At 54.8% G+C, this 17,427-nt stretch carries 6 protein-coding genes and 4 pseudogenes; all 10 read right to left on the reverse strand.

Going from position 1 to position 17,427, the window contains the following annotated elements:
* Positions 1 to 111: 111 nt before the first annotated feature.
* Positions 112 to 377, reverse strand: a pseudogene (locus AB4N73_RS10280) (hypothetical protein); the annotation flags it as partial.
* 522 nt (positions 378 to 899) lie between these two features.
* The gene (locus tag AB4N73_RS10285) at positions 900 to 1,217 is read right to left on the reverse strand and encodes a hypothetical protein (protein WP_460143383.1); all 318 of its coding nucleotides are present in this window, start codon (positions 1,215 to 1,217) and stop codon (positions 900 to 902) included.
* A gap of 143 nt (positions 1,218 to 1,360) precedes the next feature.
* Positions 1,361 to 3,244, reverse strand: a pseudogene (locus AB4N73_RS10290) (DUF637 domain-containing protein); the annotation flags it as partial.
* 423 nt (positions 3,245 to 3,667) lie between these two features.
* Positions 3,668 to 4,030 (reverse strand): annotated as a pseudogene (locus AB4N73_RS10295) (hypothetical protein); the annotation flags it as partial.
* 378 nt (positions 4,031 to 4,408) lie between these two features.
* On the reverse strand, positions 4,409 to 4,693 hold the full coding sequence (locus tag AB4N73_RS10300) for a hypothetical protein (RefSeq protein WP_252886356.1): 285 nt from the start codon (positions 4,691 to 4,693) through the stop codon (positions 4,409 to 4,411).
* Between the two features lie 7 nt (positions 4,694 to 4,700).
* A pseudogene (locus tag AB4N73_RS10305) lies at positions 4,701 to 7,070 on the reverse strand (TreTu family toxin); the annotation flags it as partial.
* A 124-nt stretch (positions 7,071 to 7,194) separates the two neighbouring features.
* Positions 7,195 to 7,677, reverse strand: coding sequence for a hypothetical protein (locus AB4N73_RS10310; protein WP_237143779.1), 483 nt, complete (start codon positions 7,675 to 7,677; stop codon positions 7,195 to 7,197).
* A 104-nt stretch (positions 7,678 to 7,781) separates the two neighbouring features.
* Positions 7,782 to 8,318, reverse strand: coding sequence for a hypothetical protein (locus AB4N73_RS10315; protein ID WP_460143384.1), 537 nt, complete (start codon positions 8,316 to 8,318; stop codon positions 7,782 to 7,784).
* Between the two features lie 269 nt (positions 8,319 to 8,587).
* The gene (locus tag AB4N73_RS10320) at positions 8,588 to 9,016 is read right to left on the reverse strand and encodes a hypothetical protein (RefSeq protein ID WP_041479757.1); all 429 of its coding nucleotides are present in this window, start codon (positions 9,014 to 9,016) and stop codon (positions 8,588 to 8,590) included.
* A gap of 9 nt (positions 9,017 to 9,025) precedes the next feature.
* Positions 9,026 to 17,416: a two-partner secretion domain-containing protein gene (locus AB4N73_RS10325; protein ID WP_460143385.1), complete on the reverse strand. Its 8,391-nt coding sequence runs from the start codon at positions 17,414 to 17,416 to the stop codon at positions 9,026 to 9,028.
* Positions 17,417 to 17,427 lie beyond the last annotated feature (11 nt).

The raw sequence follows: 17,427 nt of genomic DNA on the forward strand, positions 1-17,427 counted from the left end.
CGGTAGCTTCGGCGATGGCGACGACGTTGATGTCGCGACCGGCATCGAGCTTCAGGTCACCATCGCGTTATACGCTCGACGCGAATTGAAAGGTGATCTGTCCCCGTTTATCTCCAGGACAATGTTGCCTTTGGCAATCATCTGGGTCTGTCGCAGGGTTTCGTCGGTGTTGCCCCGACCTTTGGCCGAGACCCACGCGGCGTTGTTATTGGTTTTGGTGTGACTCTCGTCATGCAGATCCTCCACCCCTTCTAAGGTGATGGCGCCGCCGCTGTCGAGGACGAAGCCCTTGTCGCTGTCGAGTTTGGCCACCGGTAATGCTGGTCGCCTTGGCTGATCAGCGACAGGTTGCCGCCGGTCTCGATTTCGCTGCCGACCATTCCCGAAAGAAGCCACACACCGCACTTCTAGATACGCTGAGCTTTCGACTGCCGAACCTGCCAACTCTTTAGTCAGAGGTAGATTCCAGCTCTTTCAAGCTCGCAGAAAAAAAACCTCATACCTTCTCGTATATTATCTGTGTCCTTTCTTAGAACCACGTTACTTTGCGAAGAGGCATTTAGAACAAAAGTATAAATATCGGACTTCCTTTCACCGTCGATTTTAAATATAAAGAATCCTTCGCATTTTTTTGCCACCAGCTCCATAATCTGAATGAAATCATCCAGATGCACACTATTCATATCTAAAAACCCAAAACGAGCAGCATATTTATCAGAAGGATCACAAGACATCAATCCAGACCTCTCAATGCGTTAGAAATATCTTTAACATCTGTTAATTTCCCTGTAGCAACCTTATCTACGACATTCCACATCACCTGCTTTGGCGGACCATCGACACCGTTTCTTATAATTAGCCGCTCCACAACCTCAACAGCCGTTCGTTTATTCCCATTATCAAACAGATGCCCCCCCTGCAATATCTCTTATAATTGAACCAGCCTTATTAAAGAATCCATCATAATTGCTGGCGTTTGCAATAGCCGTATCCACGCTTCGAAACGATATTGAACCATCAAATTTTGAATTGATGGCGTTTATTTCACCCGCGCTTAGTCCAAATTTGAAACCACCAAGTCCTGCTCCCGATGGAATGCTAGGTGACGAGAGTAGGCCTGGTGTCGAACCTAAGCCGGGAAGAGCTACGTCGTCTAAGGCTCCGATATCCGCCGCACCTTTTGCACCAACCAGAACCTCCTCGGTTTTGCCAACCAATTTGCTCCCAGCCCCGATCCCTCCAGTCAGAATCGTCCCAGCGATTTCCGCATGATCACCCAGCATCGTTTTATGGTGAGAGTTCAGCTCGTCCGTGTGGTTCGAGTCTTGGAAATCCTGAACAATCGCTCGCTCTTCAGCACTTAACCCGCCATTTGCATCGTAGTTTTCAAGCGCCAGCGTTCCCCCTTCAGCGGCGTTCGTCTGACCATTACACTGATCGAAACCCTCGCACTTGAACAGTTCGGATCCACTGGTTTCGCGCTCAGTTTCGCATAGGTATCCTTCACTTTCTCTCGACAGGCTGCTGGATTTTCGCTCGCTCTACAGCCCTTCAACTCTGTGACGAGATCGTCTACTTGCTGGTGATTCAGGAAGTTGTACTGTGTCGCGTTGTTGGCAACCCAAGAAGCATTTTCCAATGACTCTTGATCAGTATTGCCCAGCGCAGTTGCGGAGAGCACCCCCACAATCTGCGACCCCATGAGCAAAAACTCAGGATTGCCCTTGAACCATTTGTTCATCTCACCAACAAGCGCTTCATTCGCACCAGCCGCCAACGCGCCTGTCGCAAAATCCCCGCCGGTCATCTCCGACAACAGCCCACCCACCGCCGCATGAATGATGATTTTGCCCGCTGAGCCATCATCCAGAACGCCCTGCGTAAGATCGCCCACCATGTTGAAGCTGAACGCCGCGACGGTATTGAACAGAGCCGTCTTCAGAACGTCACCGGCACTTGCATCGCCGCCGACTGCCTTGGTGATCAGCGCGGAAGTGCCACCTTGGATGATTTGGCTTCCAGCAAATCTGCCGACGCCCTCCCACGTGGCTAACGACGGGCCGAGCAACTTTCCGGTATTCGGATCGTATTTCATACCCGTCAGCTGGTTCAGGTATTCGGCCATCAATCCGGCTGTCACTCCGGAAATCACATAGCCCTTCAGTGCATCGGATGAAGTAACGTCCGCGAAAACCGCTCCAAGGTTTCCGCCGTTATTGATAAAACTGGTCGTGGCATTTGTGGCTGCACCTGTTGCCACAGCGGCGAGGCCTGCGGCCCAGGCTGTGCCCATGCTCGCGCTTAGCGAAGCGAACGCAGCAGGCCCGACAAAGGCAGCCATCACGATCGCAATAATCATCTGCGAAGCCGGGCCAAGCCCCGAGTTGCTGTATTTAAACGACTCGTGAATCTCCTTCACGCGCCGCCAATCAACATCTCCCCGAGCCTCCGCATCCTTCAACCACGCCAGTTGCGGATCAGCCTTGACCATCGCATCAATGGTCTGGCTGACGGACTCCTGACTCACATCCTTGATATCAATCTTCAGCCCATCGACCGCTTTCAGGACGATGTTGCCCTTGGCAATCATCTGCGTCTGGCGCAGGGTTTCGTCGGTGTTGCCGCGACCCTTGGCCGAGACCCATGCGGCGTTGTTGTTGGTTTTGGTATGGCTCTCGTCATGCAGATCCTTCACCCCTTCGAAGGTGATGGCGCCGCCGCTGTCGAGGAGGATGTCCTTGCCGCTGTCGAGTTTGGCCACCTGGTAATGCTGGTCGCCAAGGCTGACCAGAGACAGGTTGCCGCCGGTCTTGATTTCGCTGCCGACGTGGGTGACCTGGGTGACTTCGTCGCGCTGGAGTTTCAGGTTGCCGAAACCGCCCTTCTCCTTCATGTCGTAGAGCGTGTGGTCCTTGTTCTGCGCGGCCAGAAGACTGAGGTCGTTACCGGCGTAGACGTAGGCTTCATTGCCTGCGCTGATTTTGCTCGCGACCAGTGTGGTGTCACGCCCGGAACTGGTTTTTACGTCGCCGCCGGCGATGAACTCAGCTGCTTTCTGAACAGTGTGGTCATCCTGTTCATGGACACGTTTCTTGCCGTCCTTGCTATGGGTTTCGACGTTGTGTTCATCACCGGCCGAGGACATGTTGATGTCGCGCTTGGCCTCGGCGGTGAGGTTGCCGGTGGCTTCGGCTGTGCTGGCGACGACGTTGATGTCGCGATCGGCATCGAGCTTCAGGTCACCATCGCTTTATAAGCTCGACGCGAATTGAAAGGTGGTCTGTCCCCGTTTATCTCTAGTGCCTAAAGGCATTCCCGAAATCAATTCGTCCCTCGTCAGAGCGGACCCCGACACTCCTTTTGCACCGACTAATTATCGACTATGGGCAATACTCAACCATATAACTGCTCCCTAGTTCTTGCTGCATCGATTTGGCCAGCTCCTCCCCCTCTACTTTATGCCGAAGCTCTGCCTCAGGCGTTGCAAAACAAGAATCGGGCGGGTAGTCGCTGTTGAACGTCGACTGATACTCACCGTCCCACTCACTGACTTTGACCCTCAGCTCTGGAGAAAGGGGCAGATCTTCAATATCAACGTGCCCCATTCTATCCGGATCTGGGCAGAATATCGGCCCGGCCAAATACTCACTCGTTAGTCTTAACCTGATCATGGCAATGGTTTCCAAGAACTGACCGGATTAGCTCGAGCCACGAAGCCGTTTGAGCCAACCCCAACTGCGATGTTTTGCTCAACACCATTATGCGTGATGCGATAAACATTAGCCGAACCATTGGTCCCGACAACTTTCCCACGTTCAAGAGCACTCATTACAACATTTGGAATGTCATCACGTGAGATGCCTTTGCCGCTGTCGAGTTTGGCCACCTGGTAATGCTGGTCGCCCAGGCTGACCAGAGACAGGTCGCCGCCGGTCTTGATTTCGCTGCCGACGTGGGTGACCTGGGTGACTTCGTCGCGCTGGAGTTTCAGGTTGCCGAAACCGCCCTTCTCCTTCATGTCGTAAAGGGTGTCGCGACCGGCATCGAGCTTCAGGTCACCATCGCGTTATACGCTCGACGCGAATTGAAAGTTGGTCTGTCCCCCTTTATCTCCCGCGGTAAGCATTTGTCGGTTGCCCACCCTGCCCTCCATACGCCAAATATTGAGCATGAGGGGTAACAATGTGCGAGCGTTCTGATTGTGCATTAACACGGTAGCTTTGCCAGCGATATTCGGCTGGGTGAACTACCATTTTCGCTCTTACCGGATTCATTTCGAAGTACCGATAACAGCACAATAAATTTTTCCCGGCGACAGACCACGTTCTTGGATTACTTTCTAAACGTGGTCTGTCCCATTTATCCTCCATCTTTAATAATCGACTGACTAGGCAAAAGAAATTTATTGTTATTTGCCATTCAACCTTCCTACAAACGCTTCAATCGCATTCGAGATGAGCTCCCCCTCCTCGGGAGAGATTAAAATATTCATGACTTGCTCATCACAAGTGCAGTCATAAATATCAAAACCCGTCCAACCTTCAGACCAAAACTCAACAGTTGCCAGTTTCCCAAAGCCTTCTAACTCTACTCGTTCCAAGTCACCAAAATCTCCGCCTGCGAATTTTGAGCTTTTCACAGTGTAGCCTTTGAGCAAAGGCATAATTTTTTTTTCAAACTGAAAATAATCCATATCCCGCTCACTTTCTATCTAAGATTTTTATATTTTTCACTTCAGGCAGATGTTCTCCGCCCTGCTTTTTCAACAGATACTGCTGAGACTTACTGGCATCTTGGCCAATCATTTTATACCAGCCTTCCTTGCCACCTTGCAACAAACCATTACTTGGAACATCAAATTCGACATACACGGCCCCTTTAGATGCAGCCCCTTTAAAATCAGCCGCACCGTTAATTGAGATGAAAGTTTGCCCTCCTGCGCCCTGTACGACCCTGTTGTTACCTTGCATCTGTAATAGCTCACCTGGGGACATCCATCTCCCTACACGAGTCATACTTACATTATTGATAACTTTTGTTTCGCCGAGCTTCAACAAGCTACCAGCAGCCCCCTTTACACCCTGAAGTACAGATCCGCCAGCCGAGGAGAGCATTAATGAGAGAGCCATCTCGCCCCAATAATCTGGATCGGTCAGCATCATCTCGTAGCTTTCTATTGCTTTGCCCTCTTGTCCGTCCTTTGCGTAAAGCAAAGTGGAAGACAAGTCGAACTGCCACTGCGCAGAGTTTTTGTAAGCATCCTGCATCGCCACTGGCAATGCCACATAAGCTTTGTACTCTAAAGGTTCCATGATCATCCATGGCTTCCCTGAATCATCGAGCAACGTATAGCTGACGATTTTGGAGTCCACATCCATATTCAGAACGAAATTACCAAGAACCTGAGAATTAGTGCCCGCCAGTTTAAGAATTGATGAGCAGCCCACACCCGTTGCGTCGTTTTTGCATGTTTCATACTTTTCAAGGTACTTACCATAGTGTCCTTGATAGTTAAATTTTGTAGCGTTAGCAGTAATCCATGCGCCGTTTTGCAAAGTTTCTGCATCAACATTTTCTTGTGTCGAAGCTGCAAGAACCCCAACAATTTGGGATCCCATGATCAATAGGTCCGGGTTGCCCTTAAACCAATTGTTCATTTCTTTAACGAGGGCCTCATTCGCCCCAGCCGCCAACGCGCCCGTAGCGAAATCCCCACCAGTCATTTCGGACAGCAGTCCGCCAACCGCCGCGTGAATGATGACTTTTGTCGCAGAGCCATCATCCACAACACCCGTCGTAAGGTCACCGACCATGTTGAAGCTGAACGCTGCAACGGTGTTGAAAAGTGCGGTTTGCAGCAAATTGCCAAGGTCAGCATCGCCTCCCACTGCCTTGCTGATAAGCGCAGACGTACTGCCTTGAATAATCTGACTGCCGGCGAATTTACTCACACCTTCCCACGTGGCCAGTGACGGTCCGGCATATTTGCCATTGGGATCAAACTTCACGCCGGTCAATTCATTCAGATACTGCGACATCAAACCGGCCGTCAGCCCCGAAACCACATAGCCCTGCAGCGCATCGGATGAAGTAACGTCAGCGAAAACAGCGCCCAGATCCCCACCGTTATTGATGAAGCTAGTCGTAGCATTCGTAGCCGCTCCGGTAGCCACAGCGGCGAAAGTCGCGGCCCAGAACGTGCCCATCCCACTCAACGCTGTCAGGGCCGCAGGTCCAACAACCGCAGCCATCACGATCGCAATAATCATCTGCGAAGCCGGGCCAAGCCCCGAGTTGCTGTATTTAAACGACTCGTGAATCTCCTTCACGCGCCGCCAATCAACATCTCCCCGAGCCTCCGCATCCTTCAACCACGCCAACTGCGGATCAGCCTTGACCATCGCATCAATGGTCTGGCTGACGGACTCCTGACTCACATCCTTGATATCAATCTTCAGCCCATCGACCGCTTTCAGGACGATGTTGCCCTTGGCGATCATCTGCGTCTGGCGCAGGGTTTCGTCGGTGTTGCCGCGACCCTTGGCCGAGACCCATGCGGCGTTGTTGTTGGTTTTGGTATGGCTCTCGTCATGCAGATCCTTCACCCCTTCGAAGGTGATGGCGCCGCCGCTGTCGAGGAGGATGTCCTTGCCGCTGTCGAGTTTGGCCACCTGGTAATGCTGGTCGCCCAGGCTGACCAGAGACAGGTTGCCGCCGGTCTTGATTTCGCTGCCGACGTGGGTGACCTGGGTGACTTCGTCGCGCTGGAGTTTCAGGTTGCCGAAACCGCCCTTCTCCTTCATGTCGTAGAGCGTATGGTCCTTGTTCTGCGCGGCCAGCAAATTGAGGTCGTTACGGGCGTAGACGTAGGCTTCATTGCCTGCGCTGATTTTGCTCGCGACCAGTGTGGTGTCACGGCCGGAACTGGTTTTTACGTCGCCGCCGGCGATGAACTCAGCTGCTTTCTGAACAGTGTGGTCATCCTGTTCATGGACGCGTTTCTTGCCGTCCTTGCTATGGGTTTCGACGTTGTATTCATCTCCGGCCGAGGACAAATAGATGTTGCGACGGCATCGAGCTGCAGGTCACCGCCGCTTTTACGCTCGACGCGAATTTGAAGGTGGCCTGTCCCCGTTTGTCTCTCGAAAGGTGGTCTGTCCCCATTTATCCGGTCCCCATTTATCCGCTTTTCTTTCAATCGTCGGGAATCTCGATATGAAACGAATCTGCATCAATTTTCAAAGACATCCATCCTGGCCCAGGCAAAACGTTTATTTCACCCTCAAGAAAATACTCACTTGCCGACTTATCGACTTTAGGCCCACTAATAAACTCCTCGACAAACTCATTACCTGAGGAACTCTTTCGATCGAGAGAATATTCATAGATAACTTTTCTCAACACACTCACACCCGAAAAGACCAGCCAGCAGTCACCCACATATTCATGCATTGCGTGCAAACCTTCACTCTTGCTCTCGTATCTGACCCATTCACCACCCTCGCTTCGAGCGTGTAACAAACCATTTACAAGACTCCATTCAACATACTCCACATCTCTAGCGGGATCGTAAATGTAATGAACAGGAAAAATACTTTCGCCCTTAGGACACTCATCTTCATCACACTGTACGATCCGAGCGCCATCCGCCGCTGTTACCAACTTCGTCTTTTTCAAGGCTAGGCCTCTTTCGACATAAAGGCGAACTACTCCATTTTCGAGCTCAAAGCCTCCATATACGCAGTCAAATGTGACGAGGGAATCAAACATCGCTGAAACTATCATTTTATTTTCTCTAGAACGATGGTTTTCATACTATGGAGATCAGTAATCTTACTACCGTCTGTGCGTAGGAACGTGTGCCCCGAGAATCGAGCATCTAGACCTCCATCCTGGATAACCCTGACGCCAACCGACTCAAGATCGGCTGCACTTGGTAGTTTTCCATACGGATTTGCCGAGTTAGTGTTTATGAATATTTTCCCACCGGGCTCAACCACCCGTGTCGCCTCAGGCAAAAAGTCCATCATGGAGAAAGTGCCCCCTGCACCTTTAGGTATGAATGGGTTACTGGCCACGATTTCTCGCACGGAGTTATCTCTGAGAGGTAAGTTCCTGGCGTCGGCACGGACGCCTGATTCGATACTGCCACTAATATCAATATTAAGCGCACCTGGAGTTTGAGCGCTCTTACCTCCAAATAGCTCAATAGTTGGTTTAGGTTGATCAATTGGAGCAACCCATTTGCCACCGACCCACTCGACAGCTTTCCCACCAATGTGAGCAGTCAAGAGTCCGGTAACAGCGTCAAAAGCCATACCACCCAATTCCTGGGCGGAGGCAGTCGCTACTTTATCAAATTCTTTTTCCAGCGTATGCGACGGGATCGGACTGGTTAAAAAAGGGGACAGCCCCTTTTTTCCTATAGCGCTCCGCAACACTCAACGCAGGACAAACTTTCACGTATAGCTTCAGCCAATCACATTAAATGCAATCTGTTCTTATTTTTAAAAAATACGCGTTCTGCCCCCATCCACCGCCATTTCTCCGAACAACTTGCTAAAGTGGCCTCTTCCCGCGCTTGCTATTACGCAGCCCGCTTTACCAAAGAGACTTTGTCTCCGAAATCGCACATACCATCAGTAAACGTTAGGCAGCCATCATATTCCAACACACTAAGCCCACAATCTCCACAATCAAAGTAAATGCCCAAGCACCCTTCCTTCACCCCTTCAATACGGTACTCATAAATCCCTGATATTTTTTTATCTAAGTATTTGCGTAAAGAATTCACCACCCTCACGGGATAAGCAAATTCGTCATCAAGACTCTCGACTATTTGATATTCGGCCTCTCTCAAACCGTGCGAAAAAATTGCGACCCCTTCTCCAATACTTAATGACACCCAGCCCTGCAGATGTAGTTTAAAAAACAACACCAACACGTCACAAATCTTTTCCCTTTCGATATAAAAGGAGCGCGCGCGAAACTCACAAAATTCATCATCTAAATACATAACCACCTCTCAGAATTTTGAGGACCTTTCTGGAATTAAAGTATCAAACTCATATTTACCGCCTGGCAGCACTCTTAAACTAACGGTTCGATCCGTGACCTTACTATACACATGCACTAAATCGTAGTCGCCTCGGACTTGCGACCTGGGAATCAAGCTGCTTATGTCCGTTGCACTCTCGAGGGTAGCTTTGATATCAAGCTTTGCTTGATCGATCCCAGCTCTTCCTCGTTCGTAAGGAAGTCGTCCTTGTCCGATTTTTTCCCCAAGTTTTTTATTCAAATTGGTTAACTGGGACGTCATAAAATCTTCAACGTCCCCTAAACCGGTCACAGGTTTTACCCCGCTCGCGCCGGATGACAGGCTGAGGGCTTCAGTTCCCGAGTAGTTCTTCCAGTCAGGGTGATAAGGATTCGCCCTCATTCCATCCGAAATTTTGGTTATTACACCATCAGCACCTTTTGTGGAGGTAAGCAGTTCATCAGTCTTTCCAACCAATTTGCTCCCAGCCCCGATCCCTCCAGTCAGAATCGTCCCAGCGATTTCCGCATGATCACCCAGCATCGTTTTATGGTGAGAGTTCAGCTCGTCCGTGTGGTTCGAGTCTTGGAAGTCCTGAACAATCGCTCGCTCTTCAGCACTTAACCCGCCATTTGCATCGTAGTTTTCAAGCGCCAGGGTCCCTCCTTCAGCGGCGTTCGTCTGACCATTACACTGATCGAAACCCTCGCACTTGAACAGTTCGGATCCACTGGTTTTCGCGCTCAGTTTCGCATAGGTATCCTTCACTTTCTCTCGACAGGCTGCTGGATTTTCGCTAGCTCTACAGCCCTTCAACTCTGTGACGAGATCGTCTACTTGCTGATGATTCAGGAAGTTGTACTGTGTCGCGTTGTTGGCAACCCAAGAAGCGTTTTCCAATGACTCTTGATCAGTATTGCCCAGCGCAGTTGCGGAGAGCACCCCCACTATCTGCGACCCCATGAGCAACAACTCGGGATTGCCCTTGAACCATTTGTTCATCTCACCAACAAGCGCTTCATTCGCACCAGCCGCCAACGCGCCTGTCGCAAAATCCCCGCCGGTCATCTCCGACAACAGCCCACCCACCGCCGCATGAATGATGATTTTGCCCGCTGAGCCATCATCCAGAACGCCCTGCGTAAGATCGCCCACCATGTTGAAGCTGAACGCCGCGACGGTATTGAACAGAGCCGTCTTCAGAACGTCACCGGCACTTGCATCGCCGCCGACTGCCTTGGTGATCAGCGCGGAAGTGCCACCTTGGATGATTTGGCTTCCAGCAAATCTGCCGACGCCCTCCCACGTGGCTAACGACGGGCCGAGCAACTTTCCGGTATTCGGATCGTATTTCATACCCGTCAGCTGGTTCAGGTATTCGGCCATCAATCCGGCTGTCACTCCGGAAATCACATAGCCCTTCAGTGCATCGGATGAAGTAACGTCCGCGAAAACCGCTCCAAGGTTTCCGCCGTTATTGATAAAACTGGTCGTGGCATTTGTGGCTGCACCTGTTGCCACAGCGGCGAGGCCTGCGGCCCAGGCTGTGCCCATGCTCGCGCTTAGCGAAGCGAACGCAGCAGGCCCGACAAAGGCAGCCATCACGATCGCAATAATCATCTGCGAAGCCGGGCCAAGCCCCGAGTTGCTGTATTTAAACGACTCGTGAATCTCCTTCACGCGCCGCCAATCAACATCTCCCCGAGCCTCCGCATCCTTCAACCACGCCAGTTGCGGATCAGCCTTGACCATCGCATCAATGGTCTGGCTGACGGACTCCTGACTCACATCCTTGATATCAATCTTCAGCCCATCGACCGCTTTCAGGACGATGTTGCCCTTGGCGATCATCTGCGTCTGGCGCAGGGTTTCGTCGGTGTTGCCGCGACCCTTGGCCGAGACCCATGCGGCGTTGTTGTTGGTTTTGGTATGGCTCTCGTCATGCAGATCCTTCACCCCTTCGAAGGTGATGGCGCCGCCGCTGTCGAGGAGGATGTCCTTGCCGCTGTCGAGTTTGGCCACCTGGTAATGCTGGTCGCCCAGGCTGACCAGAGACAGGTTGCCGCCGGTCTTGATTTCGCTGCCGACGTGGGTGACCTGGGTGACTTCGTCGCGCTGGAGTTTCAGGTTGCCGAAACCGCCCTTCTCCTTCATGTCGTAGAGCGTGTGGTCCCTGTTCTGCGCGGCCAGCAGATTGAGGTCGTTACCGGCGTAGACGTAGGCTTCATTGCCTGCGCTGATTTTGCTCGCGACCAGTGTGGTGTCACGGCCGGAACTGGTTTTTACGTCGCCGCCGGCGATGAACTCAGCTGCTTTCTGAACAGTGTGGTCATCCTGTTCATGGACACGTTTCTTGCCGTCCTTGCTATGGGTTTCGACGTTGTGTTCATCACCGGCCGAGGACAGGTAGATGTCGCGCTTGGCCTCGGCGGTGAGGTTGCCGGTGGCTTCGGCTGTGCTGGCGATGACGTTGATGTCGCGACCGGCATCGAGCTTCAGGTCGCCGCCGGTTTTCACTGTCGACGCGAGGTTTTCCACGGTGGTGGTAATGACTGAGCGATGGCCGCCATCGAACGATTCGTGGAGTTCGTCTTCGTCGCGTGTCGCCAACAGGTTGATGTCGCGCGCTGCACTCAGGCTGGCGTCACCGCCGCTGCTGATGGCAGACGCGTTGGTCAGATCCTGTCCGGACTTGATGGTCAGGCTGTCGCGGGCGCTGATGATGCCGCCGTCGTCGACGAGGGTGCGCATGCCGTTGCCATCACGCACCGCGATGGCGGTGCGATCGTTGACGATATCGCCCTTGAGTGTCGTCAGTTCGACCTGATTGCCACGGATTTCGCCGGCTAGGGCGTTGCGGATGCTGTCGGTGGCCATGAGTTTGATGCGCTCATCGGCTTCGACCAGACCGCCCTGATAGAGGCTGCCCTTGACGTCGACGGACACGTCGTTGCTGGCCTTCAATGTGCCGACGTTGACCAGATCGCTACCGGCCAGCATTTCCAGATCTCGGCCCTGAATCAGGCTGCCACCGCGCACGTTGCGCGACTCGGCCTGCGCCAGATACAACACCGGCACCAGCACTTTCTGGCCGTCGACGATGCGCTCTTCCATCCAGACAATGTCGTGGGTCAGCGCAGCGACCTGCGCCGAGGTCAGGCTGACGCCGACTGAGAGGTTCAGTTGATTTTTGCTGGCGAGCGCGTTATCCATCAGATAACGAAATTGCTCGTAGTCGTTCTCCAGGCCACCGGCGAGAAAACGCTGGCCGGTCTGGGCCATGACGGCGTCGCTGATCAGCCGCGATTCATAGCGACCGTCACCGAGGCGACGCGCCGCTTCATCGGCGCTGAAGTCGAGCTTGCCGAGCAGGTAGTCGGAGCTCATGAACGCCGTCGTCTGAGTCAGCTCTGGGTTGGTTTCGATCAGATAACGGCTCTGCGGATTCGTGCTTTGCACGAACATGCCGTACGGGCCTTTCGGCAACCGGAAGGTCGAGGAAGCCGTCGGGTCGACGGCGGCGAACGGCACACCTTTGAAGTCCACCGGTGTGAAGCTGATCTGCTTCACGCCATCGGCGTCGACATGCTCGATACGGGTAACGGATCTGGAGGTTTGGGCGACAGCGTCGGTGCTATGTTTGCCCAGGTTGATGTTGATGCCGCCGACCGCGTCAGTCTGGTCGCTGGCCAGAGAACCTGTCAGTTGGCCATAAGTGTTGTCGTATAGCGTGCCGTTCTGGATGCTGTTGGTGACGTCGAGCTTGACCTTGCCGCCGGCCTGCATCACCGCAGCGTAAACGGCGTTGCCGTTTGCGTTCCAGGTGGTGACGTCACTCATCAAAGAGAATCGCGAATCACTGGAGCGACTGATCAGTTCATCGAACCGCGCCTGATCGAAGTTGCCGGCCGCGGTAGCCGCGTTGAACGCCGGAACATCGACGAACTCCATCTTGTCCCAGAGGCTGTTGTCGATACGCCCTGGGGTGCCCCTTTTCACCACGCGCGTCCCCGAACGCGACTCCCCGCCCTGGTTCAGCAGGCTGTCAGCCGTCACGGTCAGGTTGCCGTTGGCGGCCAGCAGGCTGTAACGGTTTTCAACCTGGTTGGCGTGGATGGTGAAGTTCTTGCCTGCCACGAATCGCGCCGCGCGCGAGTCCTTGAGCACCTCGTCGTTGAATTGGGTAGTGATGGTGATGGTGCCGCGCTTCCAGCCATCACCACCATCGCAGTGCTGACCGCACACCCAGCTCAAACTGCCGGACGACTGACCGGAAGTCAGCTCGAACTCGGCTTTGGCGTTTTCGAAGGAAACCGCGTTGATATCGACGTCACCCTCGCCTTCGATGGTGCCCGACAAGTTGCTGAACAACGCCGCGCGCCCGCCATCGACAGCGTCGAAGCTCATGTTGCCGCGGCTGTAAATATCGCCGTAATAGTTATTCAGGCTGTTGCCGTGCAGCTTCATCGTGCCGCCGCTGAACAGCAGCGTGTCGGCATCGTTGTAGAGACCGTTGGCGGCGGTGAATTCGAGATTGCCTTGGGCGCCGAGGGTGCCTTTGTTATTGATCCGTGCCGCCGTCACCGTGAGGTTCTGGTTGGCGATCAGGCGACCGAGATTGTCCAGTGTGCCGCGCAAGGTCATCACGGTGTCGCCGCCGCTAACCAGTCGCCCGTCCTGCTGGATCACGTCGTTGGCGCTGATCGTGAGTTTCTGCTGCGCGGAGACTTTGCCGCTGTTGAGCAGATTGCCGCCAAGGGTCAGCGCCAGATCGCCGCCGCTGAGCAATTGTCCGGCATTGTTCAGGTTGGCCACGTTGAGGCTGAGCGCCGAAGCACTGGCGATCCGTTCGCCAGCATTGAGCGTCAGGTTCTGCGCACTGGTGTAGGTCAGCCCGCCGTTCAGTTGCCAGGTTCCAACACCGTTGACCGAGCCGACATCCCATACACCATTGCCCAGCCCGGTGAGACTGCCCTGGTTGTTGGCCAGTTGGCTCACATCCAGGTCGAAAAGGCCCTGTGCCGCGTGGCGAACATTGCCGCTGAAGTTATTGATTTCGGCACCGGATAGCAGCAGGTCCTGACTGCCGATTTCGATCACGCCGCTCTGGTTGTTCAGATTGCCGGTCAGCTTGATCTGACTCGCAGCGCCACCGAGGGCGCGGAGCTGGCCGCCGGCGCTGTTATCCAAGCCGCTGGCAGTCAGCTTGAGGCTGTTCGCCGATTCGATCAGGCCGCCCTGATTGAGAACCTGCCCGACGGCTTCGAGCCCCAGCTGATTACCGCTGATCTCGCCGCCGGTGTTGTCCAGGCTGGTACCAGTGAAGATCACCTGATCCTTGCCGAACATTCTGCCGGCGCGGTTAGCCAAGCGCGTCACGGTCAGCGTCAAGTCATCAATCAGGCTGGAAATCAGCCCGGCCTTGCCGCTGGCTGCACTGTTGTCGAGGTCGGCACTGGTGATGCTCACCGAGTCGGCTTGCAGCGTGCCGCCCTGGTTTTGCAAATTGCCGTTGTTCAGCGCCAGTTCGGCATGGCTGCCGTTGGCCAGAATCACACCTTGCTGGTTGAGCAGTGTTTTGCCAGTAATCTTCAGGCCGTCGCTGCCAGCGATGATCTGCCCGGCAGCGTTGTTGTTGATCCAGGCGCTATTGATGTCCAGGCGCTTGCCTTGCAGGGTGCCGCCCCGGTTATCCAGCGAGGTCAGTTGATCAAGGAGCAAGCGCTGTGCGCCAGCATCGACTAGACCGGTGACGTTGCTGAAAACTCCGGCAATGTTGAGGACGACATCGCCGCCATTACCGACGATGCCGCCCTTGTCGTTGTTGCCAAGTTGTTTGGCATTGATGTCGATAGCGTTGCCGAGCAGGACACCGGCGCTGTTGTCGATCTCGTCACCGTCGATGTGCAACTGACCTTCGCTCTGAATCCGGCCCTGTTGATTCAGCAGTTGCGACTGGCTTGGTGCAGTTTGCTTGAGGATCAACCGCGCGCCATCGGCACCTGCGGCCAACAACCCGTTGGCACGGTTATCAAGGCTGGCCGCGTGCAACTCCAGGCCGTCGGCGATCATCCGCCCGCCACGGTTGTCGACGTATCCGTCCTTGGCCACCACCAGCAATTGCCGGGCGGCGACTACACCGCCACGGTTATCGATAGAGCTGGCACGCAGTTCCACATCGCCTTTGATGGATTGCAGACGGCCCAATGCGTTGTTCAAGTGCTGCTGGACGAGGAGCGTCAGTTGCCCGGTTTCGGCGCTGAGCGTGCCGTCGTTGTTGCCGATCAGATTGCGCAGGTTTGCGTCGACGATGCCGCCCAAAAGTTGGCCGCTGGCGTTTTGCAGATCTTGCGCGGTCAGGCTCAGGCGATCGGTCCCCTGGATCAGGCCAAGGCTGTTATCCAGGTCTGCACTGGAAACCACGCTGTCATCGGACGAAATCGCGCCTTGCGTATTATCCAGCGTGCCGCGACTGGCCACCTCGAGGGTTTTGCCCGTCAGACTTGCGTTGCGGTTGTTGATGCTCTGCGCAGTGACGGTCAAGCGATCCGAGGCTTGCACCTTGCCGTCGTGGTTATCGAAATCCTGCATCAGCGTCAGATCAGCAGCACCTTTTTCCGCGCTGATCACACCCTTGGCGCTGTTATCGAGGCGAGTGGCCGTGACGAGAATGTCGTCGGCTGCCAGCGTCCCCCCCTGATTGAGCAACTCCCCTCCCGACAGTGCCAGTGTGGTTTTCGCCTGGATCTTGCCCGCGCCGTTATTCAGACGTTCGCGGGCGACAACCTTGGCCTCACCGTCGCTGGCGCCGATCAGGCCGCCGCTGTTGTCCAGTTGACGGGCGTCCACGTCGAGGCGACCGGCGATCACTTTGCCGCCGGTGTTTTTTACCTCCTGAGCATTGAGCTTGAGGCTGCCGCCGGCGATTTCGATACGACCCTGACGGTTGTCGATACTGTCGACCACCAGTGTTGCCGCTTGCCCATCGGCAAAGCGAATCAGGCCGTTGAGGTTGACGATGGCCGGCGCGCTCACGACTAGACGGGTTTCACCATAAACACGCGCATTCACACCTTGGTTGACCAGGCGCGCCGCGTTCAAAGTGATGTCTTGAGCCTGCAGGGTACCGTTCTGGTTCTCGAACGTTGCGGCTGCGCTGGCGGTCAGGGTCCGGCTGGCCAACACGCTGCCACTGTTGCTCACCGAAGCACTGTTGATCGACAGATCACCCTTGGCGTTGCGGCTGTTGTCTGCGTTCACCCCGGCTTCAATCACACCAGCGTTGGTCAGCCTGCCGCCGCTGCTCAGGCTGACGCTGTCACGGGCAGCGAGGCTTTGGCGATTGATCAGGTCTTCGGCGGTTTGTACGGTGACCTGCGTACCGGCATAAACCGCGCCCTGGGCATCGAGACTTTTGGCCTTTACATCGACGGCATTACCCGCCGTGACTTTAGCCAGGGTCAGCTGGCCATTGGCGTCGATCCGGATGTCACCGGCGCTGGCGGCAAGATCCCCCGCCAGCTTCACACCAACGCCCTGCTCGGTGCCGACCAGTTTGATTGCACCGGCATACATGCCGCCGAGCGCCGAGGAGTCGATGGCCAGTTGTGGTCTGGCGCTGCCGTCATCGGCACGGGCGGTGGCGCTGAGGGTGTCGGCGTTGACGTCGTTGCGGCCGGTGGTGATGTTCAGGTTTTTTGCATGGATCTGTGCATTGATCTGCGCACTGCGGGTAATGATTTCGAAACTGTCGACGTTGCTCGCATCAAGACCGACGCCGTCAATCGACACGCTTCCCTGATCAACCTGAAAGCGCTCCAGGCGACCATTGTCGAGCACCGGTTTACCGGTGGTCAGCGTGACACGTGGGGTGTTGATGAAACCGCAACCATTGCAACTGATGCCGTAAGGATTGGAAACGATCACCCGTGCCGATTGCCCTGCGACTTCGGTGTAGCCGCGCAACTGGCTCGGGCTGCCGCCATTGACTTCGTTGAGGATGGTTTGTGCCGCTGCGCCACGCAGGTTCGGGTTGCCGAGAATGATCCCGCCCAGTTGCGTCTGTTGCATGCGGTCGGTGGCGTTGTTGAGGATGACGCCTTGCGCACCGACGTTGTAGTCGTGGAACTGGTTATGCGACAGGCCACTGCCATTGGGCGCTGCGATGTTGACGATTGGCACGCCATTGCCGGCGCGATCCAGACTGGTGCCGGGTGCACTGACAACGATGCCGTCCGCCTGCGCCCACACCGGTTGCCAGAACATGACGTTCGCCAGCAAAAAGGCCAGACCACGCTTGGGCATGCCGCAGAATTGCTCGCGCTTTTTTACGGCCGCAGAAGGTTGGCTGGCCAGGCAGGCCAGGTGGCGAATGTCCATATCAGAATCTC

This window comes from Pseudomonas sp. S3_B08 (assembly GCF_054667725.1).

What these genes read in the sequence shown, in the direction of transcription:
- AB4N73_RS10300 (WP_252886356.1), bottom strand. Translation starts at nt 4,693, where the DNA reads ATGGATTATTTTCAGTTTGAAAAAAAAATTATGCCTTTGCTCAAAGGC.
- AB4N73_RS10315 (WP_460143384.1), bottom strand. Translation starts at nt 8,318, where the DNA reads ATGGCTTTTGACGCTGTTACCGGACTCTTGACTGCTCACATTGGTGGG.
- AB4N73_RS10320 (WP_041479757.1), bottom strand. Translation starts at nt 9,016, where the DNA reads ATGTATTTAGATGATGAATTTTGTGAGTTTCGCGCGCGCTCCTTTTAT.
- AB4N73_RS10325 (WP_460143385.1), bottom strand. Translation starts at nt 17,416, where the DNA reads ATGGACATTCGCCACCTGGCCTGCCTGGCCAGCCAACCTTCTGCGGCC.